Source organism: Streptomyces sp. CA2R106 (assembly GCF_037034245.1).
Lineage (GTDB): Bacteria > Actinomycetota > Actinomycetes > Streptomycetales > Streptomycetaceae > Actinacidiphila.
In genome coordinates, this window is the sequence record NZ_JBAGKC010000001.1 from 289,884 (window position 1) to 306,367 (window position 16,484).

Below are 16,484 nucleotides of genomic sequence, written 5' to 3' on the forward strand. Positions count from 1 at the left end.
GGTGAGCCTTTGTCCGGGCAAAGGGGCTTATTTGTCCATGCCCGCAGGCAATGCGGTGAGCCGTGACGGATCAACGAAAACGAAGGGGGCCAGGTCAGCGCCTCGACGGCCGTACGCGGCCGGGCTCTTGTCCTGGCTTTCAGGCAACTGGAAGGGAAGGAACGTGCGATGAGCGACAGCAACGGCAATGCGAGCAGCGACCAGAACCCCTCGGCGCGGCGGATCTACGCGAAGGAGCTGGGGCGGCTCCGGGAGCGGACGGGCATGAGCCTCATGCAGCTCGGGACCGAGACCAGGTACGAGCAGTCGTATCTGCACCGGCTGGAGAAGGGGGAGCGGCTCGGCTCGTCCGACGTGCCCCGGGTGCTGGACAAGTTCTACGACACCGGGGACCTGCTCGCCGACCTGTGGGAGCTGGCCAAGCGGGAGAAGACGCAGGGCCAGTATGAGGGCTTCATGGACGTGGAGGCCGAGGCTCGGAACATGCAGCAGTTCGTGGCGGGGGTTATCCCCGGGCTGCTCCAGACCGAGCGGTACGCGGCGTCCTTGTTGAGCACGGACATGACGGCCTCCCTTGACGAGGTGGCCCGGCGGGTGCGAGAGCGGATGGCTCGGCAGGCACGGCTGTTCGGCGGGACGAACCTGCTCGAATACCGAGGGGTGATCCATGAGGCGGCGCTTCGCAGCGCGCTGAAAGACCCCGACGCGTGGACGGAGCAGCTCGAGCGGCTGATTGCGGCCGCCGGTATGCGGCATATCACGCTGCACGTGATGCCGTTCGACGCCGGTCCGCACATCATGCTCGGCGGCTCGCTGACCATGCTGTGGCTGAACAGCGGCCGCAACATCGGCTACCTGGAAGGCAACGTCAGCGGTCAGCTCATCGAGGACGCGGAGGAGGCGGAGGAACTGCGCTTGGCCTACGATCAATTCCGGGACTTCGCGCTGTCGCCGGAAGAGTCCCTGGCCCTGCTTCGAACCACATTGGAGGACCACCAGACATGTTCATCGCAGCCAAGGACCTGAGCGGCGCCGCGTGGCGCAAGTCGTCGTACAGCAACGGCAACGGCGGCGACTGCATCGAGGTTGCCGACGGCTTCGCCGGTGTGGTCCCGGTGCGCGACTCGAAGGACCCGCAGGGTCCCGCGCTGGCGTTCTCCGCCGACGCGTGGGCGGCGTTCGTGGGCGCGGTGCGCGCCGACGAGTTCCCCACGGTCTGAACTGCTCCGCCGCCGAATGGCGCAAACGGCCGGCCCCCAGCCCCCGTTTGCGCCATTCCGCCGTCCCCCCGGGAGGCGTGGGCATCCTTCGTCACCGCAGCCCGCACCGACCGTCTGCGCACCGCCTGACCGTTCCCCCGCGTCCGATGGCGACTTCGCGCCATCGCCATCACACCGCGCTGGACTTCTTCGCCCAGCTCGGTTCCGTCCGGGTCGGTGACCGCCTCCTCGAACTCCACGCCGAAGCCGCGCCGTACGCGACGACAGAGGAGGGCCGCGCGCTGCGAGAACGTATCGGCTTCTCCGTCACAGGGCGCTGAAGAACCGGGTTCGCCGGGAGCGCGCGGAACGGCCCGGAGCGGGGAGCGCGCGACATGAGCCACCACGGCTTGACCTGGAGCGCGCACCAGATCCGAGCATGGCGGGCATGAACACCACAGACCCCGAGATCGTGCTCGGGACCATGGACTTCGGCACCCGAGTCGCCTCCGAGCGGGCCTTCGCGATCCTGGACGCCTTCGTCGCGGGCGGCGGCGTCTGGCTCGACACCGCGAACTGCTACTCCTTCTGGACCGATCCGAGCGGGGTCGGCGGCGCGAGCGAACGCGTCATCGGCGCGTGGCTGCGGGCCCGTCCGGGCGCACGCGACCGGGTGCGGATCGCGACGAAGGTCCGGCAGAACCCGCTGGTCCCGCACTCCTGGCCGGCGAGCGCCGAAGGGCTGTCCGCGCGGGCCGTCCACACGGGCGTGGAAGAGAGCCTGGCGCGGCTCGGCACCGACTGTGTCGATCTGCTCTGGGCGCACGCGGAGGACCGTGCGGTGCCGTTGGCGGATACGGTCGGCGCGTTCGGCGAGTTGGTCGCCAAGGGGGTCGCACTGCGGGTCGGGGCGGCGAACCATGCCGCCTGGCGCGTCGAGCGGGCCCGGCGGCTGGCACGGGAGCAGGGCGTGGAGCCGTGGAGCGCCGTACAGTTGCGGCACTCGCTGGTGCAGCCGCGCCCGCTCACCCCGGTTGCGGAGGCGGGGCACCGGATGCTCGCCGCGGAGGACCTGGACCTGGCGCGGGCGGAGGGGCTGGCCGTGTGGTCGTACAGCTCGCTGCTGTGGGGGGCGTACGTCCGCGCCGACAAGCCGCTGCCGGAAACGTACGATCACCCGGGGACGGCCCGGGCGCTCGCGGTGCTCTCGGAGGTCGCGGGGGAGTTGTCGGCCACGCCGAACCAGGTCGTCCTGGCCTGGCTGATGCGGCAGGGCATCGACCCGATCGTGGGCGCGAGCGGGGTGGAGCAGATCGAGGAGGCGCTCGCCGTGCGTGGGGTGCGGCTCGACGAAGAGCAGGCGGCGCGCTTCGCCGAGGCGCGGTAGCGGTGGCTGTGGCTGTGGCTGTGGCGGGCAAGGGAGTTCGATGAGCGGTCTCACCCCGGCGGCCACGGCCGACCGTACGGGCGTGTCGATCGACACGTTGCGGTACTACGAGCGCGAAGGGCTCATCGGCCCGATCGCTCGGACCGTGGGCGGGCGCAGGCAGTACAGCGAGGACGACGTGTTCTGGATCGGCCTGGTCACCTGCTTCCGGGCGGCCGGGCTCGGGATCACGGACCTGCGCGGGTTCGTCGCCATGCTGCGCGCCGAGCACTCCGCGCAGGACCGGGTGGCCTTCCTGCGGGAGCGTCGTACGGCGATGGAGCAGCAGGTGGCGGCGCTGCGGCGGGCGATCGGCGTGCTGGACGAGAAGATCGACCACTACAGCGGTGCCCCTGGCACGGACTGACACATGGCCGGGCCACTGCTTGGCGTGTGGGTCGGCTTGACCGGTGGGCGCGTCTTCGGATGAGCTGGCCGCATGGCTTTCATCCACAAGACCACGCTGGTGCCGAGCAAGGTGGAACTCGTCGCGCCGTGGCTGGCGGCTCAGCCGTGGTACGTCGGCACGGGGCAGGCGCCCGTCCTCGACAAGTCCGGCGGGTTCCGGCTGGACGATCCGGAGGGGGAGGTGGGCATCGAGTTCATGGTGGTCACCGACACCTCGGGCGAGGGCGAAGGGCGGGCGTACTTCGTGCCGTTGACGTATCGCGGGGCCGAACTCGAAGGCGCCGAGGACGCGTTGATCGGCACCACCGAGCACGGCGTGCTGGGGCGCCGCTGGGTGTACGACGGCGTCCACGACCCTGTGCTGCGGGCGGAGTTGCTCGCGCTGATCCAGGACCGGGCCGAGCCGCAGGCGCAGTCCGTCTCGGACACGCCCGACCCGACGGTGCTGCCGACCCTCAACGGCCCCGCGCTGCCCGTCGGCGCGCTCGCCACCGAGGTCGTCGACGGGCCCGACGGCACCCGCGTCACCGTGGAGACGCCCTCGTACGCCACCCACACCCTGCACCTGCCGCGCGTGCTCGACCCGGCCGCTCCGGTGCCGACCGACCCGGTGCCGCGCGCCCACCTCACCGGGCAGTGGCGGCCCCCGACCGCCGACGCGCCCGTCACGGGGGTGCTGGCGGTCCTCCACCCGGCGGCGGGCGCTTAGGCCGCCGCCTTGGTCTGGTCGTAGGGCTGGTGGACGTCGTGCGCGGCCAGGAAGGCGCGCACGGCGTCCACTTCGGCGGGGGACGCCGGCTCGGGGCGCCACAGCCGGACGCGGGCGGTGTCCGCGACGGCGAGGGTGTGGCCGTCGAGGGCGAGGCAGCCGGCCGGGCGGGGGAGCGCCGCCGTCCAGGTGCCGTCCTCGCTCTCGTACTCCCAGACCAGGGCGCGGGCGAGGATGCCGGTGAGCGGGTGGTCGCGGTAGTGGCGGGCCCAATCGGCGTACGGCCAGAGGCGGTTCTCGCGCCGCAGCCCGTACAGCCGGCGGCGCTCGGCGCTCAGGGTCTCCTCGATCCTGCCGGCCAGGTGCCGGGTCGCGTCGACGTTGTGCGACAGGTACCGGTCCTTGAAGCCGTTGGGCGAGCGGAAGGGCGCGGAGGTACGGGTGGTGGTGCCGTCGCCCTGGACGTCGATCCAGTCCACGGTGAGCCGGCCGGCGGCGGAGACGGTGAGGACTGCTTCGTAGTGGACGTTCATCCAGACCGCGCCCCGGCCGATCGGGCCCAGCAGCAAGGTGCCGTCCGGGCCGATGCCGTGGGTGGGTACGGTGCGCTCCTCCAACTGGTGCGGCGGGACCTTGAGGCGGGTGGCGGTCTTCTTGACCGTCCGGACCAGGTGCCGGTGCGGGTGGGCGCTGGGCTGGACCTCGCGGTGCACGGTCCACAGGGCGTCCATGGCCGACAGGTCGCCGAGCGCGGTGAAGACGGCGGCGGACAGGTCGTCGTCGCGTACGTAGTAGCCGTCCAGGACAGCGGCGTTCTTGCGGGCCACCGTCAGCAGGTCCGCGACCAGGTCCCCGAGTTCGGCCGGCGAGGCGCCGCGGGCGAGGTGACCGGCGGCCAGGGTGAAGCCGCAGGCGAGGGCGGTGGTGGGGGTGCGGGACGCCATGGCCATCAGTTCTTTGTACGGGATGCCGGGGTCGGTGCAGTCGCGCAGCGACCCGTCGGCCGCGAGGGCCCGGATCGCGCCCGCCACCAACTCCCGGGCGCCGTCCGCCTTGAGCAGCGCCTTCGTCTGCCGCTTCCAGGCGGTGTCGACCTTGTAGTGGAAGTCCCAGAAGGCGCCGGCCTGCCCGAGGTGCAGCACCAGCGCGGTCAGTTCCGGCGGCAGGCCCGTCACCCGGCTCCGTATGCGCTCCGCCCAGCCGTTGCCGGGGTCCAGCAGGTCGTCCACGTCGTCAGCCATGCCCGTCATCCTGGCAGGCGGCACCGACACGTCCGCTGCCCTGTGGCACGCTGGGCGGCGTGACGGGTGACGGGGGCGGCGCCGGCAGCGCCGAGGAGTTCACGGCGTACCGGCGGCGGATGTTCGGGCTGGCGTACCGCCTGCTCGGGTCCGCGGAGGAGGCCGAGGACGCGGTGCAGGACGCGTACCTGCGGTGGAGCCGCGCGGACCGGGCGGCGATCGAGCAGCCGGGGGCGTGGCTCGCCAAGGTCGTCACCAACCTGTGCGTGAACCGGCTGACGTCGGCCCGCGCGCGGCGCGAACGGTACGTCGGGCCCTGGCTGCCCGAGCCCGTCCTCACCGACGGCGGCGCGCTCGGGCCGCTGGAGTCCGCGGAGCAGCGGGACGCGGTGTCCACCGCGCTGCTGGTGCTGCTGGAGCGGCTGACCCCGACCGAGCGGGCGGTGTACGTGCTGCGCGAGGCGTTCGGCTACAGCCACCGCGACATCGCGGGCGTACTCGACCTGACCGAGGCCAACTCCCGCCAGGTGTACGGCAGGGCGGTGAAGCGGGTGGCGGCGCGGGAGACCCGGTTCACGCCCGCGGTGGAGCGGCAGCGCGAGCTGGTGGAGTCCTTCGTGACCGCCGCGCGTGAGGGGGACCTCGCCCGGCTCGAACGGCTGCTGGCGGAGGACGTGATCTGGTGGAGCGACGGCGGCGGCAAGGTCAGCGCCGCGCGGCGCCCGATCGTGGGCCGGGTGAAGGTGATGCGCTTCCTGGTGGGCACGGTGGGGAAGCTCGGGGCCGCCCCGGGCGGCGGGCTCGCGGTACGCGTCCTGGAGTCCAACGGTGGCCCGGCGGTGGTGGTATGGGTCGGCGGGCAGCTCTACGGGGTCGTCGGCATGACGATGCGGGGGGACACCATCGGTGGGGTGTGGTCCGTACTGAACCCGGAGAAGCTGGGCTTCGCGGCCCGGCAGCTCGCCGCCCTGTCCTGACGACGGAGCGGTCCGGGGGCGGTACGGGGGCGGTCCGGGGGCGGCGACGGACGGTCTTCGTCCGGGGCGTTTGGCGACTTCTGTCTCACGTGCCGCAGCGGCCGCCGTGTCAGAATCTCTCTGAGGCCGCGGGCGCCACGCGCCCGTGGGGGGAGGGGAAGCGCATGACGGCGGACACGTCGGAACCCAAGGTCGACAACCCGGTGCGGGAGCAACTGGTCACCCTGAAGGGCGATCTCCAGAAGCAGATGCACGAACTCGAGGGCCTCCTCAAGAAGTCCTCCTCCGATGTGGGCAAGGGCGCCACCTGGGTGGGGCCGACCGCTGACGCATGGCACACCGAGGCCGAAGGCCGGCGGAAGGACATGCTCGGGCAGCTCAAGAAGCTGATACCGCTGGTCGAGGCGGAGATCGCCAAATGTGACCCGAAGGTGACGCTCAGTCAGGCAAAATCGATGCGTGCCGACCAGGCACGGCAGCAGTAACGGCAGCGGTAACGGGTTGCAGCAGCGCGTAACGACAGCAGTGACGGTGGGGGGACGGCATGGGGGATCACGGCAGCGGGACACAGACGGGAAGCGGCGGATCGGGCACCTCGCCGGGCAAAGGCGGGACCTCGGGAACGTTCTCGGGGATCGACCCCAAGAAGCTCCCGGGCACGATCAGTTCGCTGCAACACGACGCGAACCGACTCCATGACGCCGCGGCGGGCTTCCTCACCCGGTTCGCCCAGCACGGCATCGACACGCAGCCGCTGAGCCGGCTGGTCACCATCGCCCACTGGGCGTCCGACCAACTGCCCGGGCTCCGCCGCAGGCAGCACCTGGCCGCGGCGCTCAGCGAGTACACACCGAACACCACGATGTTCTTCGTCCCCGACAACATGATCACCCCGGGCGCCGCGGCCAAGTCCGCCAAGGACGGCAAGGCCCTCGCGAAGCGCTGCGAGCAGCAGATCCAGGACCACGGAGGAACGGTCCCCGAAGACCTCTTCACCGACCTCGCCGCGCACTCGAAGGACGGGGACTTCCTCAACGCCTTCTACAGCGAACTCGGGCCCAAACGGCTCTCGGAGCTGTCCAGTTCGATGGCCGCCGACAGTAATGGCTCCAGCAGCAACTACTCCCAGCTGGTCTACGACCGCGACCTCATATCCCGTACGTTCGGCGCGTACACGCGCATAGCCGCCGAGGGGAAGACCAGCAAGCAGAAGCAGGACTTCTGGAAGGGCTGGTTCGACCGGTTCAACCACCCGGGCCACAACTTCCGCCCCGACCTGCTGATGCCCTTCGTCGACAGCGGCACCTACGACACGGACTTCCTCGTCGCGCTCGGCGACCGCACCTTCACCACGGACCGGTCCAAGGCGGTCGACGACCGCATGCCAGGCGCCGGCTTCTCCGACCCCTGGTCGGCCGACCACTACGTCCAGTACTTCGAGGCGCTCAGCAAGGACCCCGAGGCGGCGGGCGAGTTCATGGCCCTGCGACCGGACATCATCGAGAACGGCCTCTACAGGGGCGGCGGCAACACGACCGCCGACCGTACCGACGCCTTCGTCCTGGCGGTCAGAGCCGGCACCATCGACCTGCGCGCCACCGACACCGCGCTGTCGGACCGCAACACGGCCTGGCTCATCGCCTCCAACGCGTCCCACGACGCGTCCGACGACTCCGAGCTCCATCCGCTGCCGGCGGTCTCGCAGTTGTACTCCGAGATCATCGCCCAGCACTGGGACGACCTCGAGTACGCGATCACCTCGCCCGCGCACGACGGCTTCTGGTCCGGCAACTCATGGGACCCCAAGAAGTACGCGGAGGGGCAGGACCCCGCGCGCAAGGGGATCGAGATCCAGCCGGGCGCCTGGAAGTCCTTCATGGAGGCGGCCATCCGCGAGCCGCACGCAGCCGCGAGCATGAGCGCGTTGTTCGATGCGAGCAGGAAGCGCCTCAGCAATGACGCCGAAAACGCGAAGGTGACGAAGTCGGACCAGGACGCCGTGCAGTTCTCCAGCTTCAAGAGCGGGCTGCTGGGGAACTTCTACGGCACCGCGTTCTCCGACACGGAGAAGGCGCTCCAGGACGAGGCCGACACGTGGGCCGAGGAGATGACCAGCTCACGGACGGCGCTGATCGGTACGGCCTACGCGCTCGCCACCGGCAACTTCGACTCGGCGGTGGACATGGGCAAGGAGAAGGGCCAGGAGTACGCAACGGGCGTCCTGCAAGGCTGGATCGAGGACCTCGTCCGTGCCACGCCCGATGAGGCGCCGAAGGACCTAGTCGACGGGATCAAGGGCCTTCAGGACGCGCGGCTGAACACTGATTGGACCAGCACCATCGGCACACACGCCGGAGACCTCGCGGAGACCGACGAGAACCTCAGGTCGATCGATCCTGTCACTCTGCAACTGCCCGGGGAGGACAAGGCCCACACGTATACGGGTGACCCGCGTGGTCGCGGTGGGGGCCCGAAGTACATCACAGGGCCGGACACCGACTTCATCAGCGTGCTGCGGAAGTACGGTAGTACGGAGAAAGCGATCGCGCAGATGACGCCGCTCCAACGGGACACCTACAGCAGGTGGGTCGAGGACCCGGCGGTAGTGGCCAGACTCACCGGCCGGGGGGCTTTCACCACGCTCCTGGGCAGCCAGACCCCTTCGTCGTGATCAGCTGCTGGCGGGAATGATCTGCCAGGTCAGGACGCCGGTCGGAGGGTCGATGTCCTCCTTGGCGAAGAAGAAGCTCTCAAGCTTGTCGCCCGTGAAGGGGAACCGCAGGACGGCGCCGTCGCAATGCACGTACGGCATGAGGGCGGGATCGGGAGCGTCCATCTCCCACGAGAACCACACGTCCCCGGTGCCGGCGCAGGCTGCCTCCAGGACGTAGGCGTGGGCGTCCTTGAAGTGGGTTTCCCTCTTGATGAATCCCATGTTCTTGTTCACGGCCCCCGTCCAGTGCATTTTCACCTCGGACGACTTCGTGAGCTTCGCCTGCGCCTGCTGCCGGAGTTGGGCTTCGCTCCGGCTCGGGGTGGGCGCCGGCTTGTCCTTGTGGCCGCCGGAGGAGCAACCGCTCAGCACCACGGCGATCGCGGCGGCAGCGCTCAGCGCCCGCCATCGGCCTCTCGTCACTGCGAGCCCCCAGCCCTGTGTCCGTCGACACCCTCTGACCCTCAACGTATCCCACTTGCCGTACGGGTACTCCGCGTGGCGTTGTCACATCGGCGGGGGCCCGCCGGTTCCCTCTGGGTGAAGGGTGCTCCACGAGGGGGCGCCCGGTGGCGCGAGGGCGGTGGACGCGATGGTGGCGGGGTCGACACTGGTGACCGGGGGGACCGGGACGTTGGGGCGGCTGGTGGTGGAGCGGCTGCGGGCGGGCGGGGCCGACGTACGGGTGCTGAGCCGGCGGTCGCCGGCGCCGTACGGGGTCGACCTGCGGGTGGGGAAGGGGCTCGACGCGGCCCTGGAGGGTGTCGGCACCGTGGTGCACTGCGCGTCCAACCCGAGGGGCGGTGACGAGGACGCGGCGCGGCATCTGCTGGCCGCCTGCCGGGAGGCGGGGGTGGGGCACCTGGTGTACATCTCGATCGTCGGGGTGGACGAGGTGCCGTACGGGTACTACCGCAGCAAGTTCGCGGTCGAGCGGCTGATCGAGGAGTCCGGGGTCGGCTACAGCGTGCTGCGGGCCACGCAGTTCCACGACCTGGTGGTGCGGGTGCTCGCCGTCCTCGCGAAGGTGCCCGTCATGCTGCTTCCCGCAGGGCTGAGCGACCAGCCGGTCGACGCGGGAGAGGTCGCCGACCGGCTCGCCGTCCTCGCCGGGGGCCCTCCCGCCGGACGGGTACCCGACTTCGGGGGGCCCGAGGTGCTGTCCTTCCGCGACCTCGCCCGGACCTACCTCCAATCCACCGGGCAACGCCGCGCCCTCCTCGACGTCCCCCTCTTCGGGCGGACCTACCGCGCTTTCCGGCAGGGCGGCCACCTCGCGCCCGACGCCCGCCCCGGCCAGCGCACCTTCGCCCAGTTCCTTGCCGCCGACCGCCCGTGAGGGCCGCGCGGCTCCGCCGCGCGGCCGACCACCCACGTCCGGCTGGACGCCTCTCCTTCACCTCGCGGCAAACCCGCTGCGGCATACTGTCGACCGCAAGTGCCGGGCGGCAATACAGTCCGAACGCCCCGAAATACCCGCGAGGTTGACGACGTGCACACACACGGCAAGAGCCAGCAGAACGAGCAGCGAACCGCCGCCGCGCCGACCCCCGGCAAGCGCGGCACCGCGGCTCCCGGGCTGCCGCAGCACCTCTTCGGCCCGCGCGGCATCGGCGCGTTGCAGGGCACGGCCGGAAACGCCGCCGTCGTCCAGTTGCTGAGCGCTTCCGCCGGGGCGGCCCAGGAGGTCCACGAGCACGGCGCCGGCTGCGGGCACGAGCAGGACGCGCCGCCGGTGCAGCGCTCGGCCGTCCCCGACGTCCTGCGCTCCAGCGGCCGGCCTCTGGACGCCCCGACCCGCACCGACATGGAAGCGCGGCTCGGGGCGGACTTCGGGGACGTCCGCATCCATGACGACAGCAGGGCGCAGGCGTCGGCGGCCGAGATCGGCGCCCGCGCGTACACCTCCGGGAACAACGTGGTGATCGGCGCGGGCGGCGGTGACCGGCACACGCTCGCACACGAGTTGACGCACGTGGTGCAGCAGCGGCAGGGGCCGGTCGCCGGGACCGACAACGGGCAGGGGCTGAAGGTCTCGGACCCGGGGGACCGGTTCGAGCGGGAGGCGGAGGCGAACGCGGCGCGGGCCCTGGCCGGACCGGCGCCGGAGGTCCAACGGGCGGCCGAGCCCGGGGAGTCGGCTGCTTCCGTCGAGTCGGGCGCCTCCGCGCGGACGGGGGTGCAGACGGCGGTGCAGCGCTTCCTCGACCCTGCCGTCGCGCAGTCCGATGCCGAGCAGGCGCGTACGTACATCCACGAGCACGCGCGGCAGATCATCGGCACCTACACCAAGACCGCGCGCGAGGAGAGCTACAACCCCGACCTGAGCACGCAGGAGGCCCTGAAGGAGGTCTCCGGGCTGGAGGGCGACGAGTGGAAGGCCGTCGGCCGTGAACTCGCCCGCGCCGCCGGCGGCGGCCAGGTCGGCGCGGGGCTCGCACCGCAGCGGCTGCGGACCATGGTCGAGATCCTCAACCGGATCGAGCAGCGGAACCAGACCCACACCACGGCACGCGCGGACACCGAGGCGCTCAAGTTCGGCACCGAGTTCACCTTCACCGACCCGAAGCTGCGCGAGCTGGTGCCCCCGGACGGCGACGAGAAGGAGCATCTGAAGAAGGAACGCAAGCCGGCCCGCGACTACGCCTACGGTGTCATCGACAACTGGACGGGCAGGGTCCTGGCCAGGAAGACCCCCGGGGTCCGGGTGGCGGCGAGCGCGGTCAGCAGCGGCGTCAAGGCCCCGGGCAAGGCCGTACGGTTCACGTACACCAAGGGCGACGAGGTCGTCTTCCACTGGACGCTGGACGTCGACAACTCCTGCCTGGAGACCCAGACCATGCCGTCGACGGGCGGCCACCTCAACAGCGCGGACGTCTCGCAGATCATCCAGCACGACATCTTCGGCGTGGCCAGGTCGCTGCGACTGGAGACGGACGTCACGGCGCGCGGCGGCAGCGGCCACATCTCGGTGGACGTGGCGACGGCCTTCGGCGGCAGCGTCACGCTCTTCCTGCGCACGGTCGAGGACCTCCAGAAGAAGTCGGCGGAGTGGGTCAACTCCTTCCACGCGAACCCCGCGGAGGGGTACGACAAGGTGAACTCGCCCTGGCTGTCGGACCTGGCGTTCAAGCCGAACGCGGCACAGGGGGCCGCGAACCCGTTGCAGGGCCTCCAGACGCTGGTCTCCGAGCTGATCGCCGAGGCGCAGGAGGGCAGGCTGAACATCGCGGGTGCCGCCCAGCGGCTCCAGCAGTTCGACGCCCGCCTGACCAACCCGGCGGTGGCCGCCAACGATCCGCGCGGCGCGCACATCCTGTCCGAGATGAGCCACTACCAGGCCATCAACACCGAGCACGCGGGCGCGGAGGGGTCCGCCGCGCGGCTCGAACTGCGGGACGTGCCGGCGCAGACCGGGCTGGAGCGGCTGAACGCGGACCTCGAGCGGATCAAGGCCATGGTGATGCGGGTGCGGACGGCGGTGCGCGGGTAGCGCCTGGCGGCCGCGCGGTGTGCCGGGCTGGCGTGCTGGGCCGGCTTTTCGGCGGGCGGGACCCCTCCCGGGTGAGGTGCGGACGATGGGGGCGGGTCAACGCCGTTGGCCGGGAGGCGGGTCGAGGGGGTCGTCCGGATGTCGTGGGAGCCGCAGGGACGGGGGAAGCGGGACCCGTGGGCGGTGGGGGTGGCCAACGCCTCCCTGGTGGGCGCGGGTTACCTGATGCTGGGGCGCCGCGGGTGGGCCGTACTGAGCTGGGCCGTCACCGTGGCGCTGCTGATCGTCCTGGGCACCGCGCAGCGGACCGTGCGGTGCGAGTGGGCCTTCGCGGTGTGGTGGGCCGTGATGGTCGTGCACGGATGGCACCTGGCGGGTGGGCGGTGGAAGTGGCCGAGCGGCGTGAACTGGCGGGAGCCGTACGCCCGTTTCGCGGCGGGGTGGCGGCTGGACCGAGTCCGTACTCAGCGGTGGGTGGCGCTCGGGGTCGCCGTACCCGTCCTGGCGGCCGTCGTCCTGCTGCGGGTGGACGCCGCGCACGCGGAGGGCACGGTGGCCGCTGCCCGCCGCAGCGGCGACTGTACGAAGGCGGTGCACGCGCAGCACTCCGTGTGGTTCGGCCCCCGCCTGGCGGACTCCCCGGGGACGCGGCGCGGTGAGCGGACCGCCGCGGCCTGCCGGCGGCTCGCCGTCGCCGCCGCCGACCTGCGCGACGGGCTCGGCGGCGACACGGAGGCCCTCGCGGCCGGGTTCGACGCCATGTCCGCCGTCCTCGCGGACGGCCCGGGCAACGAGGCGATCGTCTCCACCGTGCTCGACGGCTTCCTCGACGGCATCCCCACGGCGAATCCGTGCCGCACCGCCGCCGTCACGGACTGGCTGCGCGCCCGCAAGGCCGACGGCAGCACCCTCGACCGTGCTTCCGCCGTCGTTCCGAGGACGGCGCCCGCCGCGCTCCTGGGGTGCGCGAACAACCTCATGGCCGGGAAGAGCTGGACGAAGGCGAAAGCGCGGTACCAGCAGGTGCTGGACCAGTTCCCGCACGACGCGAAAGCAGCCGCCGCCAAGTCGGGTGCGCACAGAGCGGAATTGGCGATCGAGTTGGACAACGTCACGCGACTGCTCGACACCTACGGTGACACCCAGCCCACCTACTGCACCGCGCCCGCCCGTTACAGCGGCGCGCCCGCCCGGCACAAAGGCGTCAACAAAGCGCTCTTCTTCGGGAATTCCACCTACACCGACAAGCTGCCCGCCGGTTGGAGCGCCACCGACGCCTCCGACGCCACCCTCGTCGTCTGCGCCTCCGACGACAAAGACGGCCCCTCCGTCCAGACCTGCCCCTACAAAGGCGGCCTTTACACCACCTTCCCCGAAGAGGTCACCTTCCACAAGATCGCCATCCCCGTGAAGGTCTACGAACTGCGCACCGGCCGCCTCGTCTCCCACCGCACCCTCGAGGTCGACGGCAAGAGCTGCCCTTCGACCCTCGAGTACACCACCTGGGAGAACATCGACACCGGTCCCTCCTCCGACCAGTACGTCATCCCCACCACCTCCGACATCCGCGCCGCCTTCCACCCCCTGGTCACCCGCTGACCGTTCCCCGCGCCCCATGTGCTGCGGGCGCGGGGCAGGTGGCAGGTGGCAGGTGGATGGCAGGGTCAGTTGCCGATGCGGGGGAGGTTGGCGAGGGGGCCCGGGAGGGGGGTGGCGGTCTGCTGGGCGCGGATCAGGGCGAGGACGGCGCCGACGCCCGCGAGGACGAGGCTGAGCCAGAAGCTGAAGGCGTGGCCGCCGGCGGGCCCGAAGTCGGAGTGCGCGAAGATCGCGATCAGGTAGAGCACGAAGCCGACCCCGAACCCGAGGAACGTGAGGGCCCGGGCGGGCAGCGGGAGTTGGACGTTCGGCACGAAGAGGGTGACCGCGAGGGCGGCGGCACCCAGCACCGTGAGGACCATCGCGAGCCACGCTATGAACAGCCCGTGGCCGAAGTGCCAGGCACTCCAGCTCACGCTGCCGAGGTGCACACCGTAGGCGCCGAAATCCCACGAGTAGTAGTCGAAGAACGAGAAGACGAGGACGACGAAGCCGATTCCGAGAATCGCCCAGTCGAACCTGTCCACCGAAGAGGGGTCGAACGAACCCCCGGACGGGCCGCCCGCGTTCGGCGGTTTCTGCGGCGAGCCGGGGGGCGGCGGCGCGTCGTACGTCATGGTCTCTTGTCTCCTTGGTGATGTGCTTCGACGAAGAACTCCGGGCGGCTGACACTAGCGGTCCGCAGGGCCGTTGGGCAGGGAATCCCGGCGGAGTGGGCCGGGTGGTTCCAACTGGTCGTACGGGTACGGAAGAAACGCCTGGGGCACGGGGGAGGTTTATGGCCAGGGGGATTCGGGGTGCGGCCCGGAAAAGCGGTCTGACGATTCCCGGGCGGGTTCAAATGACCGTAAAGTCGGCGTAATTGACTGGTCGAGGCCGTGCGGGCAGGGGCGGCGGAGCCGGCGGGGGTCCGCTAGGTTCGGCGTACCAGGGGACGGGTCCGGCAGCCGAGAGGATCGTGGGGCGGGATATGACAGACCACCAAGGGCAACCAGAGCAGGGCACTTCGGGCGCCGGCGAGCCCGAGGACGCCATACCGGGCGCGGGCTCCCCACGGGTCCGCCTGCCCGACCCGGTGGCGATCCTCACCGACCCGGAGCTGGTCCTGGACCTCCCCGGCGCGATGGAACTCGCCCGCGCCTACCTGGACGTCGACGCCCTGGAGCACGCCGCCGCGGTCTCCGTACGGGCCGGCGGCTCGGGGGACTTCGACGTCCGCGCCGCCGGCGGCCTGATCGCCGCCCTGATCGAACTCGCCGAGGGCAACCCGAGGAAGGCGCTCAAGACCCTGAAGCCGCTGAACGGCTTCTCCGACATGGATGTCGCCGCCGAGGTCTTCCTGCTCACCGGCATGGCGATGGAAGCCCGCGGCAAGTGGGCGGACGCCGACGCGAACTACCGGATGGCGATGGGCCTGCCGCAGGCGGTCACCGCGGGCCTGGCCGCGCTCCACCTCGGCCGGATCGCCGTCACCGCCGGCCGCCTCGACGACGCGGGCGCGATGTTCGACGCCGCCGTGGGCTGCGGCGTGGCCCACGTCACCGGCTCCGTCCACCTCGAACTCGCCCTCTTCCACGACCGGGCGGGCAACCACGAGGACGCCGTCCAGCACTACCGCCTCGCGGTCACCAGCCCGTACGAGAAGACGTCCCTGCACGCCGCGTTCAACCTCGCCGGGCTGCTGCGCGACGTCGGCGGCACCCCCGAGCACCTGGAGGAGGCACGGCACTACCTGGAGCAGGTACGCGGCACCGGGCACCCCTCGTACGCGCCGAAAGCCGCGATCGACCTTGCCGTGGGGCTCCTCGAGGAGGGGCACGGAGACGCGGCGGTGCCGCTGTTGGAGGAGGGCGCCGCGGCCGCCGACCCGACGACCGCCGCCCTGGCCCACCTCCACCTCGGGCTCCTGCTGGTGGACGCCGCCACGGCCGAGGCGCACCTGCGGATCGCCCAGAAGACGGGGACCGGGCAGGTGAAGACCCGCGCCGCGGAGGCGCTACGGCTGCGCCGGGGCCGGTGACGTGAGGCCGACGTGGCGCCGGTGACGGGGGAGCCGGCCCGCCGGGGGCGCCGCCCGGGTGCCGCGGACACCCGCGGCACCATCCTCGCCGCCGCCCGCCGGCTCTTCCTCGAACACGGCTACCAGTCCGTGACGATGCGGGCCATCGCCGAGGACGCCGGCGTCGACGCCGCCCTGATCAGCTACTACTTCGGCTCCAAACGCGGCCTGTTCGGCGCCTCGATGGCCCTGGTGGCGAACCCGGCGGAAGTGCTGGTGCGGGTGATGGAGGGCGATCCGGCGACGCTGAGCCACCGGGCCCTGCGCGCCATGCTCGCCATCTGGGACGCCGAGGCGACCGGCCCGGCGCTGGTCGCGATGGTCCGCAACGTGATGACCGAGGACCCGTTCGCCGTGCTCGTGCGGGAGATGCTGGCGCGCGAGGTGGTCGACAAGCTGGCCGACCACCTCGGCGGGCCGCACGCCCGCGCCCGCGCGATGGCCTTCTGCTCGCAGATCGCGGGCATCATCATGACGCGCTACCTGCTGGTGATCGAGCCGATGGCGTCGATGCCGGTCGAGGACGTCGTACGGCACTGCGGCCCCGCGCTGCGGCTCGCCCTGCACGGCCCGCCCGCCGCCCGGCCCGGAATTCATCGGGAAGGGCCGATCCGGCGGCCGGAGCGGAAAACGTCCCAGTAGCGGCGGGGCACCGAATTC

Annotated in this window: 17 protein-coding genes; 14 read left to right on the forward strand and 3 right to left on the reverse strand. The window is 71.5% G+C overall.

Annotated elements, in window-relative coordinates:
- Nucleotides 1-168 precede the first annotated feature (168 nt).
- The 6 genes from WA788_RS01300 (at nt 169) to WA788_RS01325 (ending at nt 3,742) form a co-directional block, all read left to right on the forward strand.
- The gene (locus tag WA788_RS01300; RefSeq protein ID WP_335970654.1) at nt 169-1,026 is read left to right on the forward strand and encodes a helix-turn-helix domain-containing protein; all 858 of its coding nucleotides are present in this window, start codon (nt 169-171) and stop codon (nt 1,024-1,026) included.
- Nucleotides 1,002-1,220, forward strand: coding sequence for a DUF397 domain-containing protein (locus WA788_RS01305; RefSeq protein WP_335970655.1), 219 nt, complete (start codon nt 1,002-1,004; stop codon nt 1,218-1,220). The genes WA788_RS01300 and WA788_RS01305 overlap by 25 nt, the downstream gene beginning before the upstream one ends.
- Nucleotides 1,221-1,366: 146 nt before the next feature.
- On the forward strand, nt 1,367-1,540 hold the full coding sequence (locus WA788_RS01310) for a hypothetical protein (RefSeq protein ID WP_335970657.1): 174 nt from the start codon (nt 1,367-1,369) through the stop codon (nt 1,538-1,540).
- Nucleotides 1,541-1,647: 107 nt separating this feature from the next.
- The gene (locus WA788_RS01315) at nt 1,648-2,586 is read left to right on the forward strand and encodes an aldo/keto reductase (protein WP_443033940.1); all 939 of its coding nucleotides are present in this window, start codon (nt 1,648-1,650) and stop codon (nt 2,584-2,586) included.
- A 40-nt stretch (nt 2,587-2,626) separates the two neighbouring features.
- The gene (locus tag WA788_RS01320; RefSeq protein WP_335970661.1) at nt 2,627-2,992 is read left to right on the forward strand and encodes a MerR family transcriptional regulator; all 366 of its coding nucleotides are present in this window, start codon (nt 2,627-2,629) and stop codon (nt 2,990-2,992) included.
- Nucleotides 2,993-3,064: 72 nt separating this feature from the next.
- Nucleotides 3,065-3,742, forward strand: coding sequence for a maltokinase N-terminal cap-like domain-containing protein (locus tag WA788_RS01325; protein ID WP_335970663.1), 678 nt, complete (start codon nt 3,065-3,067; stop codon nt 3,740-3,742).
- Here WA788_RS01325 and WA788_RS01330 read toward each other — a convergent pair.
- Nucleotides 3,739-4,983 carry a DUF4132 domain-containing protein gene (locus WA788_RS01330; protein WP_335970665.1) on the reverse strand — a complete coding sequence of 415 codons (1,245 nt, stop codon included), beginning with the start codon at nt 4,981-4,983 and terminating at the stop codon, nt 3,739-3,741. The genes WA788_RS01325 and WA788_RS01330 overlap by 4 nt on opposite strands.
- 59 nt (nt 4,984-5,042) lie before the next feature.
- Between WA788_RS01330 and WA788_RS01335 the strand changes: the two genes are divergently transcribed.
- The 3 genes from WA788_RS01335 to WA788_RS01345 all read left to right on the forward strand — a co-directional run bounded on the left by WA788_RS01335 (nt 5,043) and on the right by WA788_RS01345 (nt 8,631).
- Nucleotides 5,043-5,960 (forward strand): RNA polymerase sigma-70 factor, encoded by a 918-nt coding sequence (locus WA788_RS01335; RefSeq protein WP_335970667.1) that lies wholly within the window; start codon nt 5,043-5,045, stop codon nt 5,958-5,960.
- Between the two features lie 164 nt (nt 5,961-6,124).
- On the forward strand, nt 6,125-6,445 hold the full coding sequence (locus WA788_RS01340; protein ID WP_335970668.1) for a hypothetical protein: 321 nt from the start codon (nt 6,125-6,127) through the stop codon (nt 6,443-6,445).
- A 59-nt stretch (nt 6,446-6,504) separates the two neighbouring features.
- The gene (locus WA788_RS01345) at nt 6,505-8,631 is read left to right on the forward strand and encodes a hypothetical protein (protein ID WP_335970669.1); all 2,127 of its coding nucleotides are present in this window, start codon (nt 6,505-6,507) and stop codon (nt 8,629-8,631) included.
- On the opposite strand, the gene WA788_RS01350 is transcribed toward WA788_RS01345, so the two are convergent.
- A complete protein-coding gene (locus WA788_RS01350) occupies nt 8,632-9,096 on the reverse strand; it encodes a hypothetical protein (protein WP_335970671.1) in 465 nt (154 codons plus the stop codon).
- Nucleotides 9,097-9,265: 169 nt separating this feature from the next.
- Between WA788_RS01350 and WA788_RS01355 the strand changes: the two genes are divergently transcribed.
- The 3 genes from WA788_RS01355 (at nt 9,266) to WA788_RS01365 (ending at nt 13,765) form a co-directional block, all read left to right on the forward strand.
- Nucleotides 9,266-10,012: an SDR family oxidoreductase gene (locus WA788_RS01355; protein WP_335970673.1), complete on the forward strand. Its 747-nt coding sequence runs from the start codon at nt 9,266-9,268 to the stop codon at nt 10,010-10,012.
- A gap of 153 nt (nt 10,013-10,165) precedes the next feature.
- Complete coding sequence (locus WA788_RS01360; protein ID WP_443033941.1) at nt 10,166-12,166, forward strand: eCIS core domain-containing protein; 2,001 nt, start codon at nt 10,166-10,168, stop codon at nt 12,164-12,166.
- A 138-nt stretch (nt 12,167-12,304) separates the two neighbouring features.
- The gene (locus WA788_RS01365) at nt 12,305-13,765 is read left to right on the forward strand and encodes a hypothetical protein (RefSeq protein ID WP_335970675.1); all 1,461 of its coding nucleotides are present in this window, start codon (nt 12,305-12,307) and stop codon (nt 13,763-13,765) included.
- A 65-nt stretch (nt 13,766-13,830) separates the two neighbouring features.
- Here the strand turns inward: WA788_RS01365 and WA788_RS01370 are convergent, their stop codons facing one another.
- Nucleotides 13,831-14,382, reverse strand: coding sequence for a hypothetical protein (locus WA788_RS01370; RefSeq protein ID WP_335970677.1), 552 nt, complete (start codon nt 14,380-14,382; stop codon nt 13,831-13,833).
- Nucleotides 14,383-14,735: 353 nt separating this feature from the next.
- Between WA788_RS01370 and WA788_RS01375 the strand changes: the two genes are divergently transcribed.
- Both WA788_RS01375 and WA788_RS01380 read left to right on the forward strand, forming a co-directional pair.
- Nucleotides 14,736-15,785, forward strand: coding sequence for a hypothetical protein (locus tag WA788_RS01375; protein WP_335970679.1), 1,050 nt, complete (start codon nt 14,736-14,738; stop codon nt 15,783-15,785).
- 21 nt (nt 15,786-15,806) lie between these two features.
- Nucleotides 15,807-16,466: a TetR/AcrR family transcriptional regulator gene (locus WA788_RS01380; protein ID WP_335970681.1), complete on the forward strand. Its 660-nt coding sequence runs from the start codon at nt 15,807-15,809 to the stop codon at nt 16,464-16,466.
- The last annotated feature ends 18 nt before the right edge of the window (nt 16,467-16,484 follow it).